The following is a 6,744-nucleotide window of genomic DNA, read 5'->3' on the forward strand; positions in this document are numbered from 1 at the left end:
CCCTTGTCATCTCGACTCACCGCCTCGCGGCGGGACAACCTCCCTGGACATCACACCTAGCCGCCGGTGAGGTTCGGCCAGAGCTCGACGTCACCGGGCACGTAGGCGAGCCGCCGGTGCAGCGCGACGGCGTCGTCCCAGGGATCGCTGCCCAGCAGACGGACGGTGCCGCCGTCGGCGCGCAGCAGTCCCAGCAGGACGCGCATCGTGGTCGATTTGCCGGCACCGTTGGGACCCAGGAAGCCGTGCACCTCGCCCGGCGCGACCTCGAGGTCCAGGCCATCCAGTGCACGGGTGCTGCCGAAGGTCTTGATCAAGCCTCGCGCGGAGACCACGGGGGTGTCCTCATGGTGTTCTCACTGCTCCTTCTCGTCGTCTCGTGCAGGGCTGGTGTCGCCGACGTCGGGTGGCTCGCGGTCGCTGCCTGCCTCGGCGCCCGCTGCTGCGGGGTCATCGATGACCGCGGTCAGTCGGTCGAAGCTGCCCTGCTCCACCAGTCCCTGGGTGTAGAGCTCGACCGCCGGGCGCAGGTACCGGTGCAGGCTCTCCGGCGGGGTGCTGTCAGCGAGGAAGTCGGCTCCGAGCAGCCGATGCACGTGCTCGTGCAGGGTCAGGGCGCCGAGGGACCAGATCACCAGCAAGGTGGCGCGGTCGCGGGGGACGGCGCTGGGCTTGATCAGACCGGCTCGCTCGCCCTGGGCGAGGTAGCCCACGGCGTCGTCGATCATGTCGTCGATCAGAACCGACGTGTGGGCCCCGCCTTCGGTCAGAGCGCGGGTCAGGTAGCGCAGCAGCGGTCGCCCGTCCTGCATGCGACGCAGGGCGAGGAACGGGTCGAACTGGTTCTCCTCGTCGACCGTCTCCTCCTTGCGCACGCGGACCATGTGCGCCACGCGCTCGTCGCAGGCGGCGCGCAGTCCCGCCTTGGAGTGGTAGTGATGCACGATCAGCGGTTGGGAGACGCCCGCCCGGGCGGCGATCGCCTTCAGGGGCGTCGCCCGGAATCCGTGCTCTCCGAACAGGTCGATCGCGGCTTCCAGGATCCGCTCCGCCCCGGTGGGTGCTCTGTCCGTCGGCGTCTCCATGCGTGGTCTCCTCGGTGGTCGTGACTGCTCGATCGGCGTGTGCTGACCGAGGGTGGGGCGATGGGGCAGCGGCCTATCCGTGCTCCGTGGAGATGTTCTCCAGGACGCGGACGGCGGTGCCGGTGCCGTCCTCCTGCCGGAGCCGTTCTCCGACGGCGGTCGCCTGTCGGGAGAACTGCGGGTCGACGACGAGCTGACGCAGGCGATCGGCCAGCACCTGCACGGTCAGCGTCCGCAGGGCCACGGGCTCCGGGCCGGCTCCCAGCGCTGCCACCCGCTGCCCCCAGAACGCCTGGTCGCCCAGCACCGGAGCAACCAGGGTGGGTCTGCCAGCCCTCAGCCCGGCAGCGGTGGTCCCGGCTCCGCCGTGGTGCACCACGGCGCTGACGCGTGGGAACAGGTGGTCGTGCGGGGCTTCGTCGAGGGTGAGGATCCGCGGGGATGCCTCCTGCAGGTCCACTCCTCCCCAGCCGGTGGCGACGACGGCTCGGATCCCGGCGCGATCCACCGCCTCGGCGATGAGCCGGCCGCGTTCGGCGGCGTGCTTGCCGAACCCCATGCTCCCGAATCCGATGTAGACGGTCGGGTCCTCGGAGTGCAGGAACTCCGCCAGGTGGACCGGTGGTGTCCACTCGCTGCCGCTGCGGTGCCAGTAACCGGTCACGTGCGCGTTGCCGGGATAGTCGGCAGGCACCGGGACGACGTGCTCGCTGAAGCCGTACAGCACCGGCAGGCGCGACCCGTCGTCCGTGTGGAGATAGTCGGAGAACCGGGTGATCCGGTCGAGGCCGAGGACTTGTCGACGGAACCTGTTGATCATGCCGCCGTAGGCGATCGCGCTGAATCGGTTGACGTGGTAGCTGGCTCGGTTGACGGGACCGGTCAGCGAACGGCTGATGAACGGGACCGGGAAGTCGCCCGTGGGGGTGAGGAACGGCAGCGGAATCGACGCCACGACGGGGATCCGCAGTCGCTGCGCGATGTGGACGCCGCCGAGAGCCTTGGGGTGCGCGACGATCAGGGTCGGTTCGACCCGCTGCGCGGCGCGCCACTGCTCCAGGAGCGACGCCTTCATGGCCTGATTCATGCGAGCGATGAGTCGGACGGAATCGGCCGGCCCGGCCATCTCGGCCATGCTGCCGCGGACCAGGCGGAGCATCTCGGTGCCCATCGGTTCGAATCCCGCGCCGCAGGCCTCGACGTCGCGGCGGAACTCCTCCGGTGCACCGACGACTGCCTCGTGGCCCTCGACGCACAAGCGCGCTGCCAGCGCGATGTAGGGGTCCACATCGCCCCGAGTGCCGAACGTCAGGATCAGAACTTTCACGACGCGCATCTCCTTCTGGTCGCGCTGCAGGAGCCGACTGGTGAGGAGCCGCGGTGGGCCTGTCAGCACTCCGGTTCCTCGTCGGACTGAATGCACAGTCAGCCTAGAGCTGACTGAATGGTCAGTCAAGCACGTGGCGATCGTCAGGCGTTCCCGAGCTCCAGCCTGGCCCAGGCACGACGGGTGAGGAGCGCCCCGGCGACGGCGGCTGCGAAAGGTGCGAGCAGAAGGGCGGGGTGGACGGCGCTGTCGGGAGCCGCCCACAGCACGGGAATCGCCCAGGGGATGACCAGGCCCAGGCCGAAGCCCGCGGCGATGTTGGTGACCACGACGAGTGCCAGGGTGGCGGCGATGCCGGCGAGATATCCGTGTCCCACGGTGGCGATCCACATGACCGGCAGAGCGCTGAGCCCGAGGAGCGCGGCGACCAGGAAGATGGCCAGCACACTGCGTACGGCCCCGTCCCAGGGCAGGCCGAGTGCCAGCCCGGCGGCCGTGACCAGGATGCTCTCGGCGGCGGCCAGGAGGGTTGCCCAGATGGCGGCGGCGCACACCTTGGCGTCGGCGATCGTGGATCTCGGGGCCGGTAGGGCGAACAGGCCGACGATGGTGCCATCGGTGAACTCCCTGCCGACGCTCCAGGCCATGACGATGCCGACCGCGAGGAGGGAGGTGATGCCGACGCTCGTGGTGGCCAGGGCGGTGTAGCCCGCCCATCCGGGAGCGGTGACCAGGGCAGCCGCTTGGCGCCCCATGTCGGTCTCCGCCGAGTATCGGGCTGCGGCGTATCCTCCGGCGGTCGTGACGAGCACGAGGATCAGGGTTGCTGCGGTAGCGACGCGAGAGACCAGGGCGCGGGAGAGCTTCCGCGCCTCCAGCGCGTACGCTGCCCGCCTCGGCGAGGTCATGACCGGCCCTCGGCGATGTCGGCGGCCAGCACGACCTCGAAGAAGCGGCGTTCGAGATCGGGTCCACCCGGGGTGAGGGAGTCGAGGACGCGTCCGCGGTGCAGGATGTCGACCTGGTCGGCGATCCGGGCGACCTCGTCGAAGTGGTGACTGGTGACGAGCGCTGCGCCGCCGCTACGGGTGAACGTGGTGATGAGCTCGCGCAGTCCCACGACTGCCAGCGGGTCCAGGCCGTTCGTCGGTTCGTCGAGGACCACCAGGTCCGGCCGGTGGGCGAAGGCGGCCGCCAGGCCGACCTTCTGCCGGGTGCCCAGCGACAGCCGCGCTGCCGGGACGTCGAGCCATGCGGTCATCCTCAGGATTCCACCGAGCTCGTGGATCGACTCCTGGATCATCGGGTCGGAGGCGCCATGGAGACGTGCTGCTGCGGCGATGTTCTCCCGGGCCGTCAGTTCAGGATAGGAGAACGGCATCTCGACCAGATGGCCGACGCGGGCCCAGAGGTCGCCTCGAGCGGACGCGATGTCCCGGCCATGGATCCGGATGGATCCGCTGTTTGGGCGAAGCATGCCGAGCATCACCCGCAGGGCGGTGGTCTTGCCCGCACCGTTGAGGCCGACCAGGGCTCGGCACGAGCCGGCGTCCACAGTCAGGCTCAGTCCCTCCAGCACCGGACGGGCCCGCAGGGTGCGCCGGACGGCGACCATCTCCAGGGCGCTCACCATCCTGCGTCCTGGAGCAGGCTGAGAAGGCTCTCGCGCAAGGCCTCGTCCGCGAAGGTCCGGTCGGGCTCGGTGCCCCAATGGATCAGGACAGCCGTGGCCGCACCCATCACTGCTCCAGCTGCGGTGCGCGCGGCCACGGCGGACGTCCCTGAGGTGGCCAGGGCTTCGGCGATCGCGTCCTGGCTCGCCTGCCCGGATCTCCACAGCGCCGAGCGCAGCTCGGGCGTCGAGGTGATCAGTCGGAGGCGCTGACGGAACTGCGGCGATCGCATCTCCGCCGTCGCCTCCTCGTGCTGCATGGCCGAGACCAGGCCTCGCACTGCCCGTTCGAGGGCCGGCAGCTCGGCCGGCTCGCTCGCGACCGCCGCGGCGATCATCGGATCGAACAGGTCACCGACCACCACGTCCCCCTTCGACGGGAAGTGCCGGAAGAACGTCATGTGTGAGACCCCGGCCTCCCGCGCGATCGCGGCCACGGGGGTCTCGGCGAAGCCGTGCGCCTCGAACAGTGCCAGGGCGCACTGCTGGAGGCGTTCGCGGGTGCTTGTCGACGAGATGGCCACGACGCGATGTTACTCCCTCACAGTTAGTGAATAACACCCCTTGTTCGTCACGAGGTGAAGAGCTTCCAGCTTTCCTCGGAGATGGTCTCGACCTCGCGATCGATGATCCGCAGGGCGGTGCCACCGTCGATCGCGTAGGTGGGCGCCGGGATACCTGCTGCCCAGTGCCCGATGTTCTCGACAGTGGTGTCCGGCATGCCGGCATGAATCAGGTGAGCACGTCCCCTCCCGCACAGTGAGGACGTCGGCCTCCCGAGGGGGGCAGCTCTCGCGACGGATGCTCGGCAGTGCGGTGAGTGTAAGGATCCCGCTGGACTTCCACCCCAGGCCGACTGCTCGGCCGCTCGCGCTTCCAGCGATCGCCTCCCAGGCGCTTCCGGTTCCGCCCGACTCGACGGATCTTCTTCAGGTAGCTCGGGGCGCGATCACGCCGACGGGAAGGGAGGGCTTCCCTGGTCTGCGCCCACGCCGTTTCGTCACGCGTGATCTGGCTCGGACGAGAGGAATGACTCTGGATCCACCGGGCGCTTCGCGCGGGGGAGGCCGTCGACGACCAGCAGGTAAGAGTCGGTCACGAGCTCCCGCACGAACTCTGCGTCGAGGCCGCCGCCGGGTTCGAGGGTGATCCAGTGGCGCTTGTTCATGTGATAGCCGGGGGTGATGTCCAGATGGGCCTGGCGCAACGCCTCGGAGTCTCGCGGCTCCGCCTTGACCACCACCACCGGGACCCCGCGAACTTCGGTGAGCAGTAGGAACATTCGGCCGACGACCTTTGCTACGTCGTACTCCGACCCGAAGGGGTGGGTCATCGCGGCGGCAGGCAGCTCCTCGGCGCGGGCTCGGGCAACCTCCTGCAGTGCGATGCCGTCCATGTCATTCCTCCTGCGGTTGACGTGAAGCCCTGGCGGATCGTTGACCGCACGACGGCGCGCGGTCGCGGCAGATCTGGGCAGGCCTGAAAACTCGGACCTGGCCAACTTGTCTCGGAACCGACAACTGTAGGTTCTCGCGCGAGCTGTCAGAGGTGCAGTGCTGTGACCTGCGGTGTGAGGCACGGGCCAGGTGCCCCGATTCTCGCTAAGTTGTCAGAATCCTCAGCGGTGTGGAGTCGCCAAGCCTCGTCGGGGGGCCACTGGGTCCGCGAGGATCTCGAGAAGCGCATCGTTGTGGATCGAGTACAACGCGTCGCCCGGACTCTCTAGCTGGATCAATGCTTTCCACAGAGCCCACGCCCTGGCGCGACGCCAAGTGCCCGCATCCAGATTGACCGCCTCGGCGAAGACCTGACGCTCTGTGCCTCGAAAGTAGGTCCAGGCTATGGTCAGGTCGCAGGCAGGGTCGCCGACGCCACACTGCCCGAAGTCGATGACAGCGCTGAGCTTCCCGCTGTCGACCAGCACGTTGCCGACGGCCATGTCGCCGTGAAACCAGACCGGCTCGCCTTCCCAGGCGGAGTCCATGCCGGCCAACCACAAGGCGCGGCACTGCGTGGTGTCTATCGGTAGCTCGCGGCTTAGCGTGCGCTGCACCTCATCGGCGTAGACGCTGGGGTGGCAGCCGCGAAAGGCGGTATGTCCACCGGCCCACGGCCCGCCGTCGGTCGGAGCCTCGCGCAGTGTGCGAAGGAAGGCTCCGAGGTCGTGGGCGAATTGGGTGCGGTCCAGATCTGGACATTCGTCGGGGGTACGGCCGCTTAGCTGTGATGTCCAGGGAGGTTGGTCAGTCGAGTGACTGGTGGGTGGCCCCCGATAGCGGAGTGGGCGCGATGGTGATTGTAGAAGTGCAACCAGTCCGGCAGGGCGGCGTTTCGCTCTGCCGTTGAGTCATAGAACCGCGCGTAAGCCCAGCCGTCCCCGAGGGTGCGGTGGAATCGTTCGATCTTCCCGTTGGTCTGGGGTCGGTAGGGGCGGGTGCGTTTGTGCTTGATGCCCAACTCGGCGCAGGCGTCCCGCCAGGCATGAGAGCGGTAGCAGGCCCCGTTATCCGAAAGCACCCGTTGCACTACGACCCCCCGAGCGGCGAACCAGGCCCTGGCCCGGTAGAGAACTCCGACCGCGGTCGCTGCCTTCTCGTCGGTGCAGGGGGCCTGACCCCGGTTCTTGGACACGCTGAATCCAGCATCTGCTGCTGGGGAAG

9 protein-coding genes and 1 pseudogene are annotated in these 6,744 nt (G+C 68.7%); all 10 read right to left on the reverse strand.

From position 1 onward, the window contains the following. Window positions 1–59: 59 nt before the first annotated feature. Window positions 60–335 (reverse strand): annotated as a pseudogene (locus INT51_RS21725) (ATP-binding cassette domain-containing protein); the annotation flags it as partial. A gap of 21 nt (window positions 336–356) precedes the next feature. Next, window positions 357–1,085 (reverse strand): TetR family transcriptional regulator, encoded by a 729-nt coding sequence (locus tag INT51_RS21730; protein ID WP_193107477.1) that lies wholly within the window; start codon window positions 1,083–1,085, stop codon window positions 357–359. Between the two features lie 73 nt (window positions 1,086–1,158). Further along, window positions 1,159–2,481: a glycosyltransferase gene (locus INT51_RS21735; RefSeq protein ID WP_193107478.1), complete on the reverse strand. Its 1,323-nt coding sequence runs from the start codon at window positions 2,479–2,481 to the stop codon at window positions 1,159–1,161. Between the two features lie 74 nt (window positions 2,482–2,555). After that, a complete protein-coding gene (locus tag INT51_RS21740) occupies window positions 2,556–3,320 on the reverse strand; it encodes an ABC transporter permease (protein ID WP_193107479.1) in 765 nt (254 codons plus the stop codon). Further along, the gene (locus tag INT51_RS21745; RefSeq protein WP_193107480.1) at window positions 3,317–4,045 is read right to left on the reverse strand and encodes an ABC transporter ATP-binding protein; all 729 of its coding nucleotides are present in this window, start codon (window positions 4,043–4,045) and stop codon (window positions 3,317–3,319) included. Before INT51_RS21745 ends, INT51_RS21740 begins: the two co-directional genes overlap by 4 nt. After that, window positions 4,039–4,608, reverse strand: a complete 570-nt coding sequence (locus INT51_RS21750; RefSeq protein WP_193107481.1) for a TetR/AcrR family transcriptional regulator — start codon at window positions 4,606–4,608, stop codon at window positions 4,039–4,041. Before INT51_RS21750 ends, INT51_RS21745 begins: the two co-directional genes overlap by 7 nt. A gap of 47 nt (window positions 4,609–4,655) precedes the next feature. Beyond that, on the reverse strand, window positions 4,656–4,805 hold the full coding sequence (locus INT51_RS21755; RefSeq protein ID WP_193107482.1) for a hypothetical protein: 150 nt from the start codon (window positions 4,803–4,805) through the stop codon (window positions 4,656–4,658). A 279-nt stretch (window positions 4,806–5,084) separates the two neighbouring features. Then, entirely contained in the window at window positions 5,085–5,480 is a 396-nt protein-coding gene (locus INT51_RS21760) for an MmcQ/YjbR family DNA-binding protein (protein ID WP_193107483.1), read from the reverse strand. Window positions 5,481–5,702: 222 nt separating this feature from the next. Continuing rightward, the gene (locus INT51_RS21765; protein WP_193107484.1) at window positions 5,703–6,398 is read right to left on the reverse strand and encodes a phosphotransferase; all 696 of its coding nucleotides are present in this window, start codon (window positions 6,396–6,398) and stop codon (window positions 5,703–5,705) included. Next, the coding region (locus tag INT51_RS21770) for an integrase core domain-containing protein (protein WP_226986053.1) at window positions 6,302–6,744 on the reverse strand (443 nt) is incomplete at its 5' end. The genes INT51_RS21770 and INT51_RS21765, both read right to left, overlap by 97 nt.

The sequence above is a fragment of the Brachybacterium sp. FME24 genome, from assembly GCF_014897705.1.
Taxonomy (GTDB): domain Bacteria; phylum Actinomycetota; class Actinomycetes; order Actinomycetales; family Dermabacteraceae; genus Brachybacterium.

Coding starts and splice junctions, on each gene's coding strand:
- INT51_RS21740 (WP_193107479.1), bottom strand. CDS start 3,320: ATGACCTCGCCGAGGCGGGCAGCGTACGCGCTGGAGGCGCGGAAGCTC.
- INT51_RS21745 (WP_193107480.1), bottom strand. CDS start 4,045: ATGGTGAGCGCCCTGGAGATGGTCGCCGTCCGGCGCACCCTGCGGGCC.
- INT51_RS21730 (WP_193107477.1), bottom strand. CDS start 1,085: ATGGAGACGCCGACGGACAGAGCACCCACCGGGGCGGAGCGGATCCTG.
- INT51_RS21755 (WP_193107482.1), bottom strand. CDS start 4,805: ATGCCGGACACCACTGTCGAGAACATCGGGCACTGGGCAGCAGGTATC.
- INT51_RS21760 (WP_193107483.1), bottom strand. CDS start 5,480: ATGGACGGCATCGCACTGCAGGAGGTTGCCCGAGCCCGCGCCGAGGAG.